General features: G+C 60.2%; 12 protein-coding genes. 8 read left to right on the top strand and 4 right to left on the bottom strand.

Going from position 1 to position 18,733, the window contains the following annotated elements; translation table 11 throughout:
• Positions 1–110 precede the first annotated feature (110 nt).
• The 3 genes from OHL12_RS03940 to OHL12_RS03930 are packed head-to-tail and all read left to right on the top strand — an operon-like array spanning position 111 to position 2,530.
• Complete coding sequence (locus OHL12_RS03940; RefSeq protein ID WP_263412529.1) at positions 111–536, top strand: DUF3299 domain-containing protein; 426 nt, start codon at positions 111–113, stop codon at positions 534–536.
• Positions 526–1,293, top strand: coding sequence for an ABC transporter ATP-binding protein (locus tag OHL12_RS03935; RefSeq protein ID WP_263412528.1), 768 nt, complete (start codon positions 526–528; stop codon positions 1,291–1,293). The genes OHL12_RS03940 and OHL12_RS03935 overlap by 11 nt, the downstream gene beginning before the upstream one ends.
• On the top strand, positions 1,280–2,530 hold the full coding sequence (locus OHL12_RS03930) for an ABC transporter permease (protein ID WP_263412527.1): 1,251 nt from the start codon (positions 1,280–1,282) through the stop codon (positions 2,528–2,530). Before OHL12_RS03935 ends, OHL12_RS03930 begins: the two co-directional genes overlap by 14 nt.
• Positions 2,531–2,828: 298 nt before the next feature.
• Here the strand turns inward: OHL12_RS03930 and OHL12_RS03925 are convergent, their stop codons facing one another.
• From OHL12_RS03925 to OHL12_RS03915, 3 genes are all read right to left on the bottom strand, one after another.
• The gene (locus tag OHL12_RS03925) at positions 2,829–3,332 is read right to left on the bottom strand and encodes a response regulator (protein ID WP_263412526.1); all 504 of its coding nucleotides are present in this window, start codon (positions 3,330–3,332) and stop codon (positions 2,829–2,831) included.
• Positions 3,322–4,986 (bottom strand): PAS domain-containing sensor histidine kinase, encoded by a 1,665-nt coding sequence (locus tag OHL12_RS03920; protein WP_263412525.1) that lies wholly within the window; start codon positions 4,984–4,986, stop codon positions 3,322–3,324. Before OHL12_RS03920 ends, OHL12_RS03925 begins: the two co-directional genes overlap by 11 nt.
• A 306-nt stretch (positions 4,987–5,292) precedes the next feature.
• Positions 5,293–6,558, bottom strand: a complete 1,266-nt coding sequence (locus tag OHL12_RS03915; RefSeq protein ID WP_263412524.1) for an ROK family transcriptional regulator — start codon at positions 6,556–6,558, stop codon at positions 5,293–5,295.
• Between the two features lie 281 nt (positions 6,559–6,839).
• Between OHL12_RS03915 and xylA the strand changes: the two genes are divergently transcribed.
• Positions 6,840–8,174, top strand: coding sequence for a xylose isomerase (gene xylA, locus OHL12_RS03910; protein WP_263412523.1), 1,335 nt, complete (start codon positions 6,840–6,842; stop codon positions 8,172–8,174).
• A gap of 29 nt (positions 8,175–8,203) precedes the next feature.
• A complete protein-coding gene (locus OHL12_RS03905) occupies positions 8,204–9,568 on the top strand; it encodes a glycosyl hydrolase family 8 (RefSeq protein WP_263412522.1) in 1,365 nt (454 codons plus the stop codon).
• Positions 9,569–9,660: 92 nt separating this feature from the next.
• On the opposite strand, the gene OHL12_RS03900 is transcribed toward OHL12_RS03905, so the two are convergent.
• A complete protein-coding gene (locus OHL12_RS03900; RefSeq protein WP_263412521.1) occupies positions 9,661–13,506 on the bottom strand; it encodes a TonB-dependent receptor in 3,846 nt (1,281 codons plus the stop codon).
• Positions 13,507–13,849: 343 nt separating this feature from the next.
• Here OHL12_RS03900 and OHL12_RS03895 point away from each other — a divergent pair, with 343 nt between their 5' ends.
• The 3 genes from OHL12_RS03895 to OHL12_RS03885 are packed head-to-tail and all read left to right on the top strand — an operon-like array spanning position 13,850 to position 18,647.
• Positions 13,850–14,806, top strand: coding sequence for a glycoside hydrolase family 43 protein (locus OHL12_RS03895; protein WP_263412520.1), 957 nt, complete (start codon positions 13,850–13,852; stop codon positions 14,804–14,806).
• Positions 14,807–14,859: 53 nt separating this feature from the next.
• The gene (locus OHL12_RS03890) at positions 14,860–15,996 is read left to right on the top strand and encodes an alpha/beta hydrolase (RefSeq protein ID WP_263412519.1); all 1,137 of its coding nucleotides are present in this window, start codon (positions 14,860–14,862) and stop codon (positions 15,994–15,996) included.
• A complete protein-coding gene (locus OHL12_RS03885; protein WP_263412518.1) occupies positions 15,993–18,647 on the top strand; it encodes a glycoside hydrolase family 3 C-terminal domain-containing protein in 2,655 nt (884 codons plus the stop codon). The genes OHL12_RS03890 and OHL12_RS03885 overlap by 4 nt, the downstream gene beginning before the upstream one ends.
• The last annotated feature ends 86 nt before the right edge of the window (positions 18,648–18,733 follow it).

Below are 18,733 nucleotides of genomic sequence, written 5' to 3'. Positions count from 1 at the left end.
TCAGGCCGCCATCGATTGATGGCGGCCTGACTCCTGAATGAGTCCAAAGCGCGTCCAACAGAGCAGGAGGCTTCATGAAGCGGATACGCCCAAAAGGTATCGCATGCAGCATGCTCCTGCTGGCATCGTTTTCATTGCAGGGCGGCGCAGCACGCGCGGCGACACCCACGGCCGGCGTGCCCCAGGTGTCGTGGTCGACGTTGAAGACGCTGACGGCCGACGCGAAGCCTTCACCCGCCAAGGCGCTGGATCGCAAGACGGTTGCGATCCCCGGCTTCATGGTGCCGCTGGAGGATGATGCCGAGCAGGTCACGGAGTTCCTGCTGGTGCCGTTCTCCGGTGCATGCATTCACGTTCCGCCACCTCCACCCAACCAGATGGTCTATGTGAAGTTGCGCGGCGGCAAAAAGGCAGCCATGAGCTTTACGCAGCCCATCATCGTGTCCGGCCAATTACATGTGAGCACGGTCCAGAGCCCGTATGGCGATGTGTCGTTCAATATGGATGGCGACTCCGTGAAGCCGTATGAGCAGTGACGCGGAATTACAAGGCGACCTTTCGCCTTCACGCGTCCGAGATGCAGTGCTGCTGCGGGATGTGGTGTTTCGCTACGGCAAGCGCGAGCCGGTGCTGCGAATTCCGGAGCTGCGGATCGGCCTGGGCGAGAGTGTCTTTCTGTATGGCCCCTCGGGCAGCGGCAAGAGCACACTGCTGTCGCTGGTTGCCGGTGTGCTGCAATCGACTGCCGGTACCGTGCAGGTGCTCGACCAGGCCTTTGACAAAGCTTCCGCCGCCACGCGCGACCGTGTTCGCGGCAGCCGCATGGGTTATGTGTTTCAGAGTTTCAATTTGATCCCTTATCTTTCGGTTCGGCAGAACATCTTGCTGCCGTGCGAGCTGTATCGCGAACGGCTGCGCCACATGCGTGAGGGCTCGCTACATGCCGAGGTAGAACGCCTTGCACAGCGGCTCGACATCTCCGCGCTTCTGGACGAAAGACCGAGCACCCTGTCCGTAGGCCAGCAGCAGCGCGTGGCGATTGCGCGCGCGCTGATCGGCTACCCCGCGCTGCTGATTGCGGACGAGCCGACGAGTTCGCTGGATGCGAACCGGCGCGATGAATTTGTCGCGCTGCTGCTGGAGATGGTCGAAGAAGCGCGGCAGCAAGGAAACGCGACGACGCTGCTGTATGTGTCGCATGACATGGGTCTGGCATCGCACTTCAGCAGAACGCTGAGCCTGTCGGAGATCAACCAGGCATCGCAACCGGAGGGTGGCCGTGCGGCTGCTTAGGCTGGCGCTGGCGTCGCTGCGTTCGCGCGCGCTGACAACCACGCTGACGGTGTGCTCCATCGCTCTGTCGATCGCGTTGCTGACCGCAGTGGATGCGTTGCGCGCCGGCACCAAGGCCGGCTTTGCGGGCACTGTCTCACATACAGACTTGGTTGTGGGTGCACGCGGTGGCGAGCTGCCTCTGCTCTTGTCCACGATCTTTCACGTGGGCACGGCATCCAACAACATCTCCTGGCAGAGCTACGAGCACTTTGCCCATCACCCTGCAGTCGCGTGGACGATCCCGATCAGCATGGGCGATTCGTTCCACGGCTTCCGCGTGATCGCAACGGACGACAACCTGTACGCGCATTATAAGTATCGCGGCGATCACAGTCTGAGCTTCGCTACTGGGCACTCGCCCCAAAGCATCTTCGAAGCCACGCTCGGCGCATCTGTGGCGAACCAGTTGCACTTGGGCTTGGGCGATAGGCTGACGCTGTCGCACGGCATCGAGGAGCGGTCCATTCTGAAACACGATGCGACGCCGTTCACCGTCGCCGGCGTGCTTGCACAAACGGGAACTCCGATCGATCGATCCGTGTTCATCACGCTACTGGGCGAAGAAGCCATGCACTTCGGATGGGAAGGCGGAACGCCACCCGCTATCGGCGAGGCGGCGCCCAAGCTGGACGTGAGCCAGCTGCATGTGGATCAGATCACGTCGTTTCTGCTGGGAGCGCGGTCGCGCATGAGCACGCTATACCTGCAGCGCGAGATCAACACCTACAAGCCCGAGCCGCTCTCCGCGATCATCCCGGCCTACACGCTGCAGGAGCTCTGGGTGCTGCTGGACTACGCGGACGAGGCGCTGTCCTTGGTGAGCGCGGCGGTGCTGGTGGTCGGCCTGTTGACGATGCTGGTCGCGCTGTACACCGCCGTGAACGAGCGGCGTCACGAAGTAGCGATCCTGCGAGCGGTGGGCATGCCAAGCTCACAGATCCTGCTGCTGTTTGTGGCGGAGGCAGTTGTGATTGCGACCGTCGCGACGGTGCTCGGATTTGTCGCGGTATACGTCGGTCTGTTACTGGCGCATGGCGCGGTGGAGCGTGCAACGGGGATCCCGCTGATGATCACCAGGCCATCGCAACGCGTACTGCTCTACGGCGCAGCAACCATTGCACTCTCGGCCGTAGTCGGGCTTGTTCCTGCCTGGCGTGCGTATCGGACTTCGCTGGCGGATGGCTTGCGCGGATAAGGCTCGTGCTGCAACCTATGTGACACGCCGTTGTCAGGAGAGACAGCAACGAAAACGACGCGGGCTACTACAGAGAAGAGATGCGTGGGTGAGGCCAGCACATCGAGTGCTGGATGAAGCCTCGCATCCGATCCATGGAGATTCTTGGAGGAACGCAGACTTTACGCAAGTCGTAGCGGAAAGAACCGCTCGTCGCAAGCGTCTGAGGTCGCCGCGCGGCGCATATTCGTCACGCTACCCACGACGGAGCTTCTCAGCGCACTCCGTGCACCAACAAAGCGTCCAGCCAAATCGCCCATCAGTGACTAGCGGAGCCGAGCTCGCGCAGGCGCTCCACGACTTTCGACGGGTGAACCGGCTTAGCTAAGAGCGGGAACTCGTAGCCTTTCGCTTTTGCATCTTCCAGGATGGGCGCGACACCAGCTTGGCCCGAAGAGAGCAGGATCGCGGTAGATGGGGACATCTTGCTCACCGCCATCGCCAGTTCCATGCCGTTCATCATGGGCATCATCACATCTGTCAAAAGGTAGTCAGGGTTATAGCCCTTGACGATTTCGAGAGCTTCCCAGCCGCCATACGCCGTTCGCGCCTCAAAACCAGCTCTGCGGAGAATGGCAGCAGTGGTGTCGGCCAGCAATCTTTCGTCATCGACCACGAGGACCCGACGTCGAGACAGCGACTCCTCCCCGGCTCGTCTTTCAGACCCTTGCGCCACGCTCTCGTCTGGATCGAACTCACCCGAGCTCGACAGTTGCGGGAGGTCGTCCGCTACAAGGGTCTTGTGCTCAACATTAAAGTGCATCCTGTTCCACCCTCCCTTGAGAGACTTCGCTGATGAAAGGAAGATGGATTGTTATCGTCGTCCCACTGTTGGCGGTTTCCGTGCTGCTCGCTAACGAAATCTGTCCGCCGTGCCTTTCAACAATCTGCTTGGCGACCCACAGACCAATGCCGGTACCTAAGCTACCTTTGGTCGTGAAGAACGGCTCGAAGACCTGGCTCACGTGATCGCGACTGATGCCGCGGCCGGTGTCACTAAAGGTACTTACCAGGCCGTCTTTCCCCAACCTCATCGTGCGGGACACGGAGATGTTCAGTGTTCCGCCTTTGGGCATGGCATCGATTGCATTGGCGACGACATTCGAAAAGACCTGAATGATCTCGCCTGAGCTGACGCAGATCTTCTTCATGTCGTTGAAGGCCGTGCTCACAGTGATGCCCTGACCAGAGAGCTTGTTTCCGTACACAGTTAACACCGTGTTGACCAGGTCGTGCAGGTGAACGGAAACGGGGCCGACTGTGTCTCTGTAGTAGCCGAGGGTTTGGCGAGCGATGTGCGAGATCCGCTCCAACTCGTTCTCAGCGATTCTCAGATAGCTCTTCTGCTCTTCCCTGCTTACGTCGTCCTGCTGCGCCAGATAGATGAGGTTCATCACGGATGCGAGCGGATTGTTGATCTCGTGCGCGATCGTTGCTGCCATTCGACCCGTAGCGCCCAGCTTTTCTGCTTGGATGGCGAGTCGCTCCACCTTCTTCCGATCGGCTATGTTGCGGGCGATCTTTGACGCCCCGATGACGCGGCCAGAGCTGTCACGAATGGGAGAGATGGTGACCGAGACTTCGCGAAGTTCACCCGTCTTGCTGAGGCGCGTCGTCTCGTAGTGCTCAATCTTCCCACCCGCTCGAAGCGTCCGTAGGATTTCTTCCTCTTCGTGCTTTAGCTCGTCTGGAATCAGGCGGAGGATCGACTCTCCCACAATCTCCTCTGCCTGGTAGCCGAAGAGCCTGCATGCACCTGGATTCCAGCTGGTGATGATCCCGTTTAAGTCTTTGCTGATGATGGCGTCGTCTGCGGAGTCGACAATGGCGGCGAGGCGCGCCCGGCTCTCCTCGGCTCTGCGACGGTCGGAGATGTCACGAGCGATCTTGGAAGCTCCGATGATCGTCCCTGTTTCGTCCTTTACTGGGGAGATGGTCACTGAGATTGGAAAGCGCTCGCCATTCTTGCGGACGCGGATGGTCTCGAAGTGGTCGATTCGTTGACCGGCGCGCAGCTTTGCGAGGATCTGATCCTCCTCGTGCTTCAACTCATCTGGAATCAAGCGGATGATCGACTCACCGATCATCTCGTGCGGCTCGTAGCCAAAGATGCGCTGCGCACCCGAGTTCCAACTTGTGACGATGCCATCGAGATTCTTGGTGACGATTGCGTCTTCGGACGAAGCGATGATCGACTGAAGAAGGCTCTTCGCATCATCCCGGAAGGTGTTCGGCTGAATCAAATCCAAGGCAGACTCCTCCCTTCCTCCGCTGCTCTTCCAGCGGGTGATTTGACATAACGATAATACGTGGCAAGTTCGTTGATCCGGTGATAACGTGAAGGATTGCCTCGCACCAACCACATGCCTCCTCACCTGAAAAAGCGGAGGAGCTTTGCTTCCCAACAGGGTGGTCACCCTGTCGGGTCAGCCGGATTCTGATCTCCCGTCCCCAGAGTGTTCGTTCCGGAACTATCCCGGTCTGCCGTCAAACGCGCGAGGCTTTTGAGCACCTATGCCTTCGGCTAGACGCAGAGCGCACTCGTCCGTACGCTAGCTGATTAAGATTTGACCGACAAAGGGGACAGTTGTGTACCGGCGTCCAGAGAGCGACCGGATGATCTTATAAGCGAAGGCTTAAGGCATCGTTTCCCAAGGTGGACGCGGATGAACTTGCCCAAATCGAAGAGAAAGCTGGACGAAGCGTCAGGGCGAGCGTGGCCCTCAGGAGCTCGCCTTCCTGTTCCGGACCGAGGAAGCTCGGTAATACCCGGAGTGGCGGTGGAGCACCACAGCGGCAGCTCCTCGCAAAAGGGCTAGCTCGCCGTCGCCTGTAGAAATGAGCCGGGGCCCAGTTTCGGCCAGCAGACCGCGCTTACATTCCGCTTCGATGATGGGAGAGGCCAAGGACCAAAACGTTGTGATCTCTCCGGCGAAGAGGATCGCCTCTGGGGCAAGCGAAGCGTTGACGACGCGTAAGCCACTTCCGATGTGTTCGCACTGTTGCCGCAGTGCCGCCTTTGCTGCTTCGTCATCGTCCAGCGCGAGGGAGACCAGTTCACGCATCGAGATCTTTCCGGTGTGCCCCCGCTGCTCCGCGTAGTAGCGTTGCGCAGCCTGCGAGGAAGCAAATACCTCCCAGCAGCCCTGTTTGCCGCACCCGCACTTTGGCCCGTCGGCATCCACGGTCACGTGTCCAAACTCTCCTGCGAGGCCATTGCTTCCGCTCACAAGCCGGCCTTCCACCAGCAGCGCTGCCCCCAGTCCCTCTGAAATGGCCAGCAGGACCACATTGCGCAGCCCATCCAGATTCCCAAACCACAACTCGCTCAGCAGGCAGGCATTTGCGTCATTCTCTATTTCGACCGTGAGACCGAGGATCTCCGACAGTTTGCCGCTAACGTCGTAGTTCATCCAGTTCAGATTTGGAATCAGCATCAATGCGTTTGTTTCAGGGTTGACCCGCCCTGGCACGCTGATACCAACGCCCTCGAAAACCTTCCCAGGGTGGCCGTCACGAAGAGCCTGAAAGCCACTCGCAATCGCCATCACGGCTCCTTCTGGAGCGGTAGGCAATGGGACAACACGTCGCGAGAGAAACCGGCCATTTAGGTCCACAACGGCCAGCACCGCTTGGGACGGCCGCACGTCTGCCACCAGCATCAGCAGGTCATCGTTCAATGTCACCATCGTGGGCCGGCGCCCGCGGGGAGTCTGAACCGCTGGGCCTTCCTTGATCCATCGTTCCTGCTTCAGCTGTTCCACGATGGAGGAAACGGTGCTGGGCTGCAGGCCGGTGTGCCGCGCAAGAGCGACGCGCGAGATTGGCTGCCGTGAACGGATCTGCTCCAGGATCAAGTCGCGATTGATGTCTCGCGTCAGCTCGCTGGAGGCCGCTTCTACCCATGCGAACTCACGAACGGAACGCTTTCCTCTCGCCTCTCGCTCAGCCACAGAGGTCGCTTGGGGACTGTTCTTTTTCGCTTTCATGAGCGCGTTCAGTGTACCGGCTTCGCCTGCCAGGATAGCCTGCTGGAGTTCAACATCGACCGTAAGCCGACGCAGATGCGCTTCTTTGGTCCTGACAAACAAACGGCTAAGCCCGTTTGTCCGCTGCAGAGCAAGGCGACTGGAGTTGACCGTTGATCGTGCGGCATTCTATGGTTTGTTCGTCAGCTCGGAAGCAAATCCTCGCGTTTCTGATTGTGGACGAAATAAGTCCGCAGCTTGGGGTGGATTGCTTCCTCGAAACTTTTTGAACAAGGATGCCGATGAGCAACGAGACGATCTTCAGCAGCTTTCCCACTGTCGCCTTTGAAGGCCCGAGCAGCGAAAACGAACTGGCCTATCGCTGGTATGACGCGGAGCGGGTGGTGCTGGGCAAGCCGCTCAAAGAGCATTTGCGCTTTGCCGTGGCGTACTGGCATTCGCTGGCGATGTCGGGATCGGACCCATTTGGCGGGCCGACGATCTTTCGGCCCTGGATGGAGCCCGGTGACCCGATCGCGCAGGCCAAGGTGAAGGCGGACGCGGCCTTCGAGCTCTTCCGCGTGCTCGACCTGCCCTTCTACTGCTTCCATGACGCCGACATCGCGCCGCCCGCCGACACGCTCGCCGAGACGCTGAAGAACTTCCACACCCTGGTCGACTACCTGGAAGAGAAGCAGGGGCAGTACAAGACGAAGCTCCTGTGGGGCACGGCCAACCTGTTCAGTCACCCGCGGTTCATGGCCGGTGCCTCGACCAACCCGGATCCCGAAGTCTTTGCCTGGTGCGCCGCCACAGTAAAGAACTGCATGGACGCGACCAAACGGCTGGGCGGGTCGAACTACGTTCTGTGGGGCGGCCGCGAGGGCTACGAGACCCTGCTCAACACCAACCTGAAGCAAGAGCTCGACCAGATGGGCCGCTTCCTTTCGCTCGTGGTCGACTACAAGCACAAGATCGGCTTCAACGGCCAGATCCTGATCGAGCCCAAGCCCAAGGAACCCACCAGCCACCAGTACGACTTCGACGTGGCGACGGTCTATGGCTTCCTGAAGACCTACGGCCTGGAGAACGAGGTGCGCGTCAACATCGAGGCCAACCACGCCACGCTGGCCGGCCACTCGTTCGAGCATGAGATCGCGAGCGCCGGCGCCTTCGGCATCCTGGGATCGCTCGACATCAACCGTGGTGACGCCCTCCTCGGCTGGGACACCGACCAGTTCCCCAACGACCTGTGGACCATGACCATGAGCATGTACCACGTGATCAAGGCGGGCGGCCTGGGCAAGGGTGGCTGCAACTTTGACGCCAAGGTCCGCCGCCAGAGCTTCACCCCCGAAGACATGATCTACGCCCACGTGGGCGGCGCCGACCTCTGCGCCCGCGCCTTCCTCACTGCGGCCAAGCTGATCGAAGACCGTAAGTACGACAAGATCCTCACCGACCGCTACCAGGGCTGGCAGAGCGGCACCGCTGCCGACATGTTCCAGGGCAAGCTGTCGCTGGAACAGATCGAGCAGCACGCCCTGCAGAACAACCTGAACCCCAAGCCCCGCTCCGGCCGACAGGAACAGATCGAAAACCTACTCGCCCGAGCCATCTACACCGACAAGCTGTAACGATCTACAACACGCTCAGGAGCATGACCATGCCGTGCCGCTTCTCTCTTGGCTTGCTCCTGGGCTGTGTCGCTACCGCGCAGGCAGGCGCGCAACCGGCACCGTCGACCGCGCCCGTCACGCGTGCGCAGGGCGCCTTCGCGACAGGTCGCCATCCCAACCTGATGGCCGAAGCCGGCCACAGTGAAGCGGAGATTCAGGCACGCCTCAACTCCGCCTTCGAGCAACTCTTCCACGGCGACAAGCAGACGCAAGCCATCTACTACGAAGCCGGGCGCAACAGCGACGGCCCGCTGGCCTACATCACCGACGTGGCGAACCACGACGTTCGCACCGAGGGCATGAGTTACGGCATGATGGCCGCCGTACAAATGAACCGCAAGGCTGAGTTCGACGCCATCTGGAACTGGGCCAACACCTACATGCTCATCACCGATCCGGCCAATCCGTCCGCCGGGTACTATGCCTGGTCCATGAACAGCGACGGCACTCCACGCTCGGACGGGCCTGCCCCGGATGGCGAGGAGTACTTTGCCATGTCGCTCCTGTTTGCGGCGCACCGCTGGGGCAACGGCTCTGGTCTGTACGACTACCAGGCTCAAGCCGAGCGCATCCTTCGCATCATGCGGCATCATCCGGTCGTGACCGCCACCGGTCCATTCCGCATTCATCCAGCGGACCCGCCGTTTGTGCCGCGCGGCAGAGATGGCAAGCCGTTCCCGCCACGCTCCACCACAGTAGGACCCATGGTCGACGAAGCTCACAGCATGATCGTCTTCGTTCCCAGCGCGGGCGGCAACACGTTCAGCGATCCCAGCTATCACCTGCCGCACTTCTACCAGTTGTGGGCCATGTGGGGACCGCCGGAAGACCGCGAGTTCTGGCGGCGCGCTGCTACCGTGAGCCGCAACTACTTCGTCGCGGTAACAGGACCCAACACCGGTCTTTCCGCGGACTACACCAACTTTGACGGCAGCCCACACCGGACGCCATTCAATCCGCACTCTGCCGACTTCAGCTACGATTCCTGGCGCACTGCAAGCAACTGGGCGGTGGACCAGGCCTGGTTCGAGGCGAATCCGAATGCGCAGGTCCTGAGCGACAGAATTCAGTCGTTCCTCACCTCGCAGGGCATCCACACCTTCGCCGACCAGTACACATTGAGCGGCACTCCCCTCTCCACCAGGCACTCGCCCGGTATGGTCGCCACGACGGCAACCAGCGGCCTTGCGGCAAGCCACACAGCAGCGCGCGCCGCCTTCCTCGCTGAGCTATGGAACACGTCCGTACCTAGTGGCGAGCAGCGCTACTACGACGGTCTTCTGTACTTCATCAGCATGCTGCACACCACCGGCAACTTTCGCATTTGGATGCCCGATGCCAGCGGCAAGTAGGGACAGCTCGCTCCCGAACAAAGCAAGACAGCATCGCTAAGAGCAAAGCGGGGACGCATGAAGCGTCCCCGCTTTGCAATGTCTGGTACCGGTTAGAAGTCGTAGCGAATCGCGACCTCCATGATGCGACGACCTTCCTTCAGCGGAGCAAATCCAAACTGCGGATTAGCGGCCGCGTTTGCGCTGCTGAGCGCCTGGTTAAAGTTGGTGACATTGCTCGTTTGGCTGAAGTTGAGGGTGTAGTTCTGCTGGTTCACCTGAGTAAAGGAGTTATTGGCTCGGTTTATGAAATTGAAGGCAGCCACGCGCAACTGGAAGCTTTGCGATTCTTTCACGCGGAACGTCTTCGCCGCGGTGATGTCCGTGTCGAAGAAGTTAGGACCGGGCAGGTACCCATATTTGTAAGCGCCGTTGGTGCCCAGGGTAGGCAGGCCAAATGCCGAAGCGTTGATGAACTGCTTCGCCGAACGGGTTACCTGGTTCGGTGCACCGATGATCGCCGGCTGCAACGTTACGTCAGGCGTGCCCAGGATGTTGGTGTTGCTGACCGACACCGTGCAGGTTCCCGTGCCACTGGTTGTGGTGCAGGTGCTGCTGTTGCCTCCCACGGTTGCTGTCGCGCCCACCGGAACCTGGATGGAACCGGTCAGGCCGAAGTTGGAACTGATGACGCTGGGCAGATTGGCACCGCTCTGATAGTTGACGATGCCGGAAACCTCCCAGCCGTTCGTAACTCCACCGATCAAGCGCTGATGTACGACCGTACCAAGCTGGTAGGAATACGCAGCGTTGAAGATGCTGCGCCGATCAAACGGCAGGTTGTAGTAGTTGTTGCGGTAATTGAAAGGGTCCGCCGGTGTGCTGTAGGTAGCCGACCCACCTAGCCCCTGAATACCCAGAGCCTTGGACCAGGTGTAGTTCACGCTGTAGTGCGCCTTGCCGGTTTGGCGAACCAGGCCCACCTGCAGGCCGTTGTAGTTGGCATAAGTGTTATGCACTGGCACATACAGGTGGTTGTACAGCGGGAACGGCTTGTACGCGTCGATTACGCCCTGCTGTAGCCCGCCGACATTGGTATTGTTGCCCGAGGCACCAGCCGGAGCGAAGAGCGGAAACCGTGTGCCCGGAGCCACGCCGGTGTCTGGCCGCGTGTTCGGATACGGATTGAACAATGCCCCGATCGGTAGCGAGTTGATGTTGCTAAGTGTGGTGTTCTGCGTGGATCCATCGTTCAACAAGTGATCGCTCTTGTTGCCGACATACGCCACCTCAAGGAGCATGTGGCCTGGCAGCCGCTGATCGACAGAGACGTTGTAGGTGAAGACGCGCGGCTCCTCGTCGTCATTGGGATTGGAGGCATACACGTTCGAGTCGGGCGTGAAGCCGGTCGAAGTCGTCGCGGCGCTTTGGTACGAACTCACAGACGACAGCAACAGCGGGCCGCTCACCGTGTACTGGCGAAGTCCGAGCACCGTCTGGTTTTGCGACTGAGCGCTGTTGTACGCATCATGCGCGCGGAAGATGCCGAAACCACCGCGCACGATCGTATCGCCATGGCCATACGTGTCCCATGCAAAGCCGACGCGCGGATTCGTGAAGGCCCAGCGAGTAGGACGGCCGCCATTCGGAACCGACTTGTCCATGCCGTGATACGTGATGCCGGGCAGCGTTGGGTTCGAGTTCGCGGCGTAAGCAGCCGCAGTAAATACAGCCAGACCCTGGCCGTGGCTGTCTTCCCATGGCGTGATGTGCTCCAGTCGAATGCCTGCATCCAGCGTCAAACGACTTGTCACGCGCCAGTGATCCTGCACATAGCCCGCCAGGTTCCAGAAATATAGGTTTGGCTTCGGCAGAAGATTGGTTTGGTTGTACTGGAAGATGCCGCCTTCGGCGAAGTTCGCTAGGTAATTTCCGCCATTGCCGCTCCCGACCGGCCCCGTCGAGTGAACGGTGCCCTTCAGCGGGTCGGTAAAGGTTTCACCGAAGTAGTACAGGTTGATCGTGCCATTGGTGTTGATGAACGGCGCTGCCTGCGGGTTTGAATCCCACTGGTAAAACACCCCCGCGCGGAAGGTGTGCTGGCCCAGCACCTTGGTCAGGTTGTCGCCGGCCGTGCGCACCTGCTTCTTTGCGAAGATGCCGCCGAAACTGGTGTCCGGGGTCCGGAGCAGCGGCAGGCCGTCGTTGCCGTAATCCTCAAGCGTCGGCTGCACCTTGCTGCCATTGGCAAACACGCCCTGGTACGGATTGTTCGCCACTGCAGAAAAGTTCTTGTTGACGAAGCTCTGATTGAAGTAAGCGCCAGAGATGTAGAACTCGTTCGTCAGCGTGGAGTTGAAGATGTGTGTGTAGTTGATGCTGGCAATGTGCGAGCTGACAGGACTCAGCAGGCCGCCACCCGGTACGTTGACGCCACCCAGATTGCCGCGCGCGGAATAGTACTCATTCTGCGGAACGCCAGACGTTCCCTTCTCGATGCTGTAGGTGCCGAAGATCTTGTCCCGATCTCCGCCGTAGTCCACTCGGCCGCGCCCCTGCCACAGGTTGTTATTGATCAGGTTCGTGGTGATCCAGTTGTAGGTGCCGTTGCTTGCCACATTCGGAACCGGCATCTGGTTCAGGATGATCTTGCTGAGCGGATCCATGTATTGCGAGATGTTGCCATTCACCACCGCGGCACCATTCGGCGCGGTGACCGGCACGCGGCAGATGTTCTGGTTCGGAATGTAGCCGGTGGTCGAGCCGTTGTAGCTGCACGCGCCACCATTCGGATCGACACCATATGCCGAACCAAGGTACTGCTGCAACTGCGCCTGACTGAAATCGCCCGCACGCATCCCAAGCGTCGGGACCAGTGCGTTCAGCGTCGCTGCCGAAGCGCTACCGTACGCGTAGGCATTCCGCTGCGCATATTCTTCGCCACCCACAAAAAAGGTGAGCGTGCGCTGCTTGTTGAAGCCGGTGCCCGGAATCAGGATGGGGCCGCCAAGGGTGAAGCCGGGGTAGATGTAGCGGTCGGGCGGCTTGCCCTGTTGACTGTACTTCGCGATCCAGTCGATGGAATTCAACTGTGAGGTGCGCGCGAACGTATACAGGGAGCCATGAAACTTGTTCGCGCCGGATTTGCCCACGGCATTGATCACAATGGGACCGTGTGCCTGGTCGGCGGTGAAACTGGAAGTGGAGATCTTTACCTCCGCCACCTGCTCATAGTTCACGTTCTGCAGGGCTCCGCCAAAGGCACCCGGATCGGTGATGTCCACGCCATCTGACAGCAGAGCCTGACCGTTCACCGGCGTACCGTTCGCGGCATACTGGCCCAGGGCGCCCGTCGGGTTTACCTGCGACGGATCGTAGCTGGCATTGTCGAAACTTCCCGCACCACCCTTGGAGATCGCGAAGCCGGGCAGGATCTTCAGCAGCTCCGTCACATCGCGGCCCTGCACCGACAAGTGCTTGATCTCCTCCGAGGAGATCAGGGAGCTTTGTTCTCCGGAGTCAAGCGGAATGGTCTCGTTAGCGCTCTGCACCTCGACCGTTTGCGACACATCGCCAGCAGACAGGCGAATGTCACGCACCGACTGCTGGTCGCCGGGATTTAGGTGAATGCCAGTCTGCGCATAGGTGCGGAAGCCCGGTGCGGAGATCGTTACGTCGTAGTCTCCCGTCGGAACTGCGGAGAAGTTGAAAACCCCAGAGCCGTTCGCCGTGGCCTTCCGCAGATCACCCGTTGCTTCGTTCTTCAGCGTGATTTCGGCTCTTGGAATAATCGCGCCGCCGGCATCAGCAACGGTTCCGCCCAGGGTTGCGGTTGTGGTTTGCGCAACCAGGTTTGCGGACACGCAGCTTACCGCCAGGAGACAGGTGGGGCCTACGCTCCGCAGGAATGTTTTGCTCGTGATGACGCGGTTTTTTGCGGACTTCGACTTGTAAATCATAGGGCTCTCCGTTGCAAATGGGGTTGGGTCAGGCATTCTCTTTGGCGCGCCTTCAACGCGCTCAGCCGTGATGCCTGGGCTTCTTTCTTTGTCGCTAATAAAACCCTCAACAAGCGTGCAGCCGGTTTTTACGCCGGCTTTCACGAACCTGTCAAGCAGACCCAGTCTTTATTTTTTGCGATGAAGGAAAAGACAGACTTACGAGAGAACTGGTACGCTATGCGGCGGAATCGCACTCATGAGATCGCTACACCTCTGCACTGCAGTTTTCGTTGCGGCCGCTGCCGCCGGTCAGGCTGGCGCCCCGCTTGCGCCGAATGGGCGACACTACCTCTCGCAACCTTTGACTCGGGAGATCTTCACCGCAGACCCATCTGCCCACGTCTTTGGCGATCGCCTGTACATCTACCCGTCGCACGACGTCCCCACCAACATCCCGGACGATGACCTGGGCAGTGAGTACGCGATGCACGACTATCGCGTGCTTCGGATGGATCGCCTGAATGGTCCGGTGACCATCGGCCCTGTCGCTCTGGATGTGAAAGACGTGCCGTGGGCAAGCAAGCAGATGTGGGCCCCGGATGCTGCATACAAGAACGGCCGTTACTTCCTGTACTTTCCTGCAAGGGATAAACAGGACCACTTCCGCATTGGTGTGGCGACTGGGACCGATCCGATGGGTCCGTTCCATGCAGAGCCTGAGCCCATCGCGGGGACCTACAGCATCGATCCAGCCGTCTTCACCGACACCGATGGCCAGAGCTACATGTACTTCGGGGGCATCTGGGGCGGACAGCTACAGAACTGGGTGGACGGCCACTTCAGCCAACGCTCCAGCACGGACCTTCATCAGGACGCGGCACCTGCACTCATGCCGAAAGTAGCCAGATTGAGCGCCGACATGATGCACCTCGCCGCACCGGCGCAGGATGCGGTGATCGTCGACGCGAACGGCAAGCCCTTACTTGGCGGCGATCACGACCGCCGCTTCTTCGAGGCTGCATGGATGTTCAAGCGGCAGGGCCGGTACTATTTCACCTACTCCACAGGTGACACGCACTTCCTGGCATACGCCATCGGCTCCTCCCCGCTAGGCCCGTTCACCTACCAGGGTCACTTCCTTCTGCCAGTGCAGGGCTGGACGACTCACCACTCCATTGTCGAATGGGAGGGTCAGTGGCTGCTGTTCTACGCGGACACGCAGCTCTCCAATAAGAACCACCTGCGGAACGTCAAGGTCACGCCTCTCTCGTTCGACGCCCAAGGCCACATCCAGACCATCGACCCGTTCCTCCCCTAGCTCAAGCTGCCGACGCCCAACATAGTCACAGTCTCCCAACCGCAAGGTGCACGATGAAAAGAACGTGTTTCGGTATTGTCCCCGTCGCAATGGTGTGCGGACTGCTCGCATCCTTCCTTGCGGCTCGTGCGCAGGTAGAAACATTGGTCCCGGTGCCTGTCCCCGGTGCCAAGCCACTCACCGCGCAACACATCAAGGTGCACAGTGCCGCGCTCGAAGGCAATCTTGAAGGCGACCCGGCCGACCGCGACGTGATCGTGTTTCTGCCAGCCACGTATCAGCAGCAGCCCACGCGACACTATCCGGTCCTCTACGCCCTACACGGCTACTTCATCGGAGCGGAGCAATGGACTCACGAAATCCACGTGCCGCAGACCATAGAAGGCGCCTTTGCCCAGGGCAGTCGCGAGATGATCGTGGTGCTGCCGGACTCCAAGACGGTCTACAACGGCTCCATGTACTCGAGTTCGGCGACCACCGGTGACTACGAGCGATTCATCTCGCACGATCTGGTTCAGTACATCGACGCGCACTACCGCACGCTGCCCGATCGCCAGAGTCGCGGTCTGGTCGGCCACTCCATGGGCGGTTATGGCGCGGCGCGCATCGGCATGAAGCACGCTGACGTCTTCGGCGCCCTCTACCTAATGAGCCCATGCTGTCTCTCGCCCATGACAGCAGGCGGGCCGGGTCCCGCAGACCAGGCGACCGAGCGTGCCATCGCTGGTGAGAAGAAAGCCGAAGCGGCCACGTCTCCGGCGCAACTCGCCGCTCAATCGCCGGGCTTTGCCGCGGCCCAGTATGCGACGGCCGCCGCGTGGTCACCCAACCCAAAGAAGCCGCCGCTGTACTTCGACCTCCTCACCAAAGACGGCGTGGTGCAGTCGAACATTGCCGCAAAGTATGCAGCCAACGCTCCGCTGGCGTTTGTGGACCAGTACATCGACGCTCTGAAACAGTACAGCGCCATCGCGCTGGATGTGGGCGATCAGGACGGCCTGCGCGAGGATACCGGCAAGCTCCATCAGGTGCTCGACAACTACGGTGTCCAGAACAGCTTCACGATCTATCCCGGAACGCACACCAGCGCCATAGCCCAACGCTTTCAGAACTACGTTGTGCCTTTCTTCAGCCAGCACTTATGCTTCGCTACACACTGCACCACAGCCTCAGCCGGAGATATCAAATGAAGCGCAACACCGTAGCGTCTGCCTCACTCTCTGCTCTCGTTCTCGCTGCTCTGCTACAGCCCTCCGCTCTGGCACAGGACGCCAGCGGTGCCGCGTTTCTGAATACGCAGCTCTCTCCGGAAGCGCGCGCGACAGACCTGGTGCATCGCATGACTATGGCCGAGAAAGCTTCGCAGATGCAGAACAACTCTGCTGCGGTTCCCCGCCTCAACATCCCTGCTTACCAATGGTGGAGCGAGGCCCTGCACGGTGTCATCAATGACGGCGTCACGGAGTATCCAGAGCCAATTGGTTTGGCTGCGACCTTTGACACTGCGGGCATACACACCATGGCCGGCCAGATCGGAATCGAAGGCCGCATTAAGCACGTGCAGAACCTGCGCGAACATCACACCGGCATCATGGGCGGTCTGGATTTCTGGTCGCCAAACCTGAACATCTTTCGCGATCCGCGCTGGGGTCGCGGGCAGGAGACCTATGGCGAAGACCCGTACCTCACGGGACGCATGGGCGTGGCCTACATCACCGGCCTGCAGGGTGACAATCCCAGGTACTACCTTGGCATCGCGACCCCGAAACACTTCGCGGTGCACAGTGGACCCGAGCCGACCCGCCACTTCGCCGACGTTGACGTGAGCCGCCACGACGAAGTCGACACCTACGAGCCTGCTTTTCGCGCCGCGATTACCGAGGCAAAGGCTGGCTCCGTAATGTGCGCCTACAACGCAATCAACGGCGAGCCTGCCTGCGCCAACCAGCACCTGCTGCAGGAGCAGCTGCGCGGCCACTGGGGCTTTCAGGGATATGTGGTCTCCGACTGCGACGCCGTACGCGACGTTGCGGCCAACCACCGTTACCGTCCCACGCAGGCGCAGGGGGCGGCGATCTCGGTGCTCCGCGGCATGGACAACGAGTGCGTCACGTTCTCTTCTCGTTTTGGCGAACCGGTAGACAAGGCATACGTCGACGCCGTGCAGCAGGGCTATCTGCCGGAAAGCTCACTGGACACAGCGCTCATTCGGCTATTCACCGCCCGCATCAAGCTCGGCATGTTCGATCCGCCGGACCAGGTGCCGTACACGAAGATCGACGAGAAGGAACTGGACAGCGCGGAACACCGTGCGCACGCCCGCAAGCTGGCAGACGAATCCATGGTGCTGCTGAAAAATGATGGCATGCTGCCGCTGCGTAATGGCATTCGGAGCATCGCGGTGGTCGGTCCGCTTGCCGACCAGACCACGCCACTCATCGGCAACTACGCGGGGCAGCCTACTCACATCGTGTCGGTCATGGAGGGTCTGCATGCGCAGTTCCCGAACGCTTCGATCACCTTTGTGCCGGGAACGCAGTTCTTGCACGCGGAAGGCACGCCGCTGCCGATAGCCCTGCTCACCACGCCTGATGGCAAGCCCGGCTTGCACGCCGAATACAACGAAGCTCACAAAGCCTTCGACGATAAACCCAAATTGCTCCTGAGTCGCAACGAACCGACGGCGAACCTTTCGGGATCGAACCTGCCCGCAGAGATAGCTGGGCGGAAGAACTACGGAGTTCGCTGGACGGGCTTCCTCACCCCCACAGCCTCCGGGCTGTACCAGATCGGCATGCGCACGCGCGGTTCAGTTCGTTTCGTGGTCGATGGTAAGCAGATCGCCACTTCCTACGGCGGACGCAATGTCGAATCGACCATGGGCAAAGTCGAGTTAGAAAAGGGCCGCAAGGTTACCGTGGGTATCGAGAATGGCGTGCAGAACGGAGACCCGGGAGCGGAACTGATCTGGAGTCCGGTCAACTACGCGGTAGACGCAAAGGCAGTGGCTGCAGCCAGGAGTGCCGACGCCGTCATCGCAGTGGTCGGCATCACCAGCCAGCTTGAGGGTGAGGAGATGCCGGTGACCGAAGCTGGATTCAGCGGCGGTGATCGGACCAGCTTGAACTTGCCGCAACCTGAAGAAGACCTGGTGGAAGCAGTGGCCGGAACTGGTAAGCCGCTGTGCGTTGTGCTGATGAACGGCAGCGCCCTATCGGTGAACTGGATCCACGATCACGCGAACGCGATCGTCGAGGCCTGGTACCCGGGCGAAGAGGGTGGCGCCGCAATTGCGGACACGTTGTCCGGCAAGAACAACCCCGCCGGCCGTCTGCCGGTCACCTTCTATAGGGGCACAGACCAGTTGCCGAACTTCGAAGACTACGGCATGGCAAACCGCACGTATCGCTATTTCACGGGCAAGCCGCTGTACAACTTTGGTTACGGACTCAGCTACACGAGCTTTGCCTATCGCGACCTGCACCTCTCCAGCAACAGCATCGCTGCCGGCCAGCCGGTCGATGCCGACGTGACCGTCACAAACACTGGCAAGGTTGCGGGCGACGAAGTCGTCCAGCTCTACCTGAAGTTCCCAAGCGTAAAGGGCGCACCGCTGTTGGCGCTTCGCAGCTTTACCCGCGTGAACGTAGATCCAGGAGTAAGCCGCAAAGTGTCATTTCACCTGAACCCACGAGACCTCGGTATGGTCACCGAACTCGGCAACCCGATCGTTGCACAGGGCGATTACACAGTCTTCGTCGGAGGCGGACAACCCGGAGATGGAGCTTCGGACGTCAATACAACGTTGCACGTGACCGATACGGTTGCGCTGCCGGAGTGATATCACTTTCAACGATTGCTCGGATTACTTACATCCCTGCTGGCCTTTAGTGTTGATTCTCGTGCGGCTGCGAATCCAATGCCGCA

It is taken from the genome of Terriglobus aquaticus (genome assembly GCF_025685415.1).
GTDB classification, from domain to species: domain Bacteria; phylum Acidobacteriota; class Terriglobia; order Terriglobales; family Acidobacteriaceae; genus Terriglobus; species Terriglobus aquaticus.
Note: the sequence above shows the minus strand (reverse complement) of the source record. Positions and strands in the feature narration are given on the sequence as shown.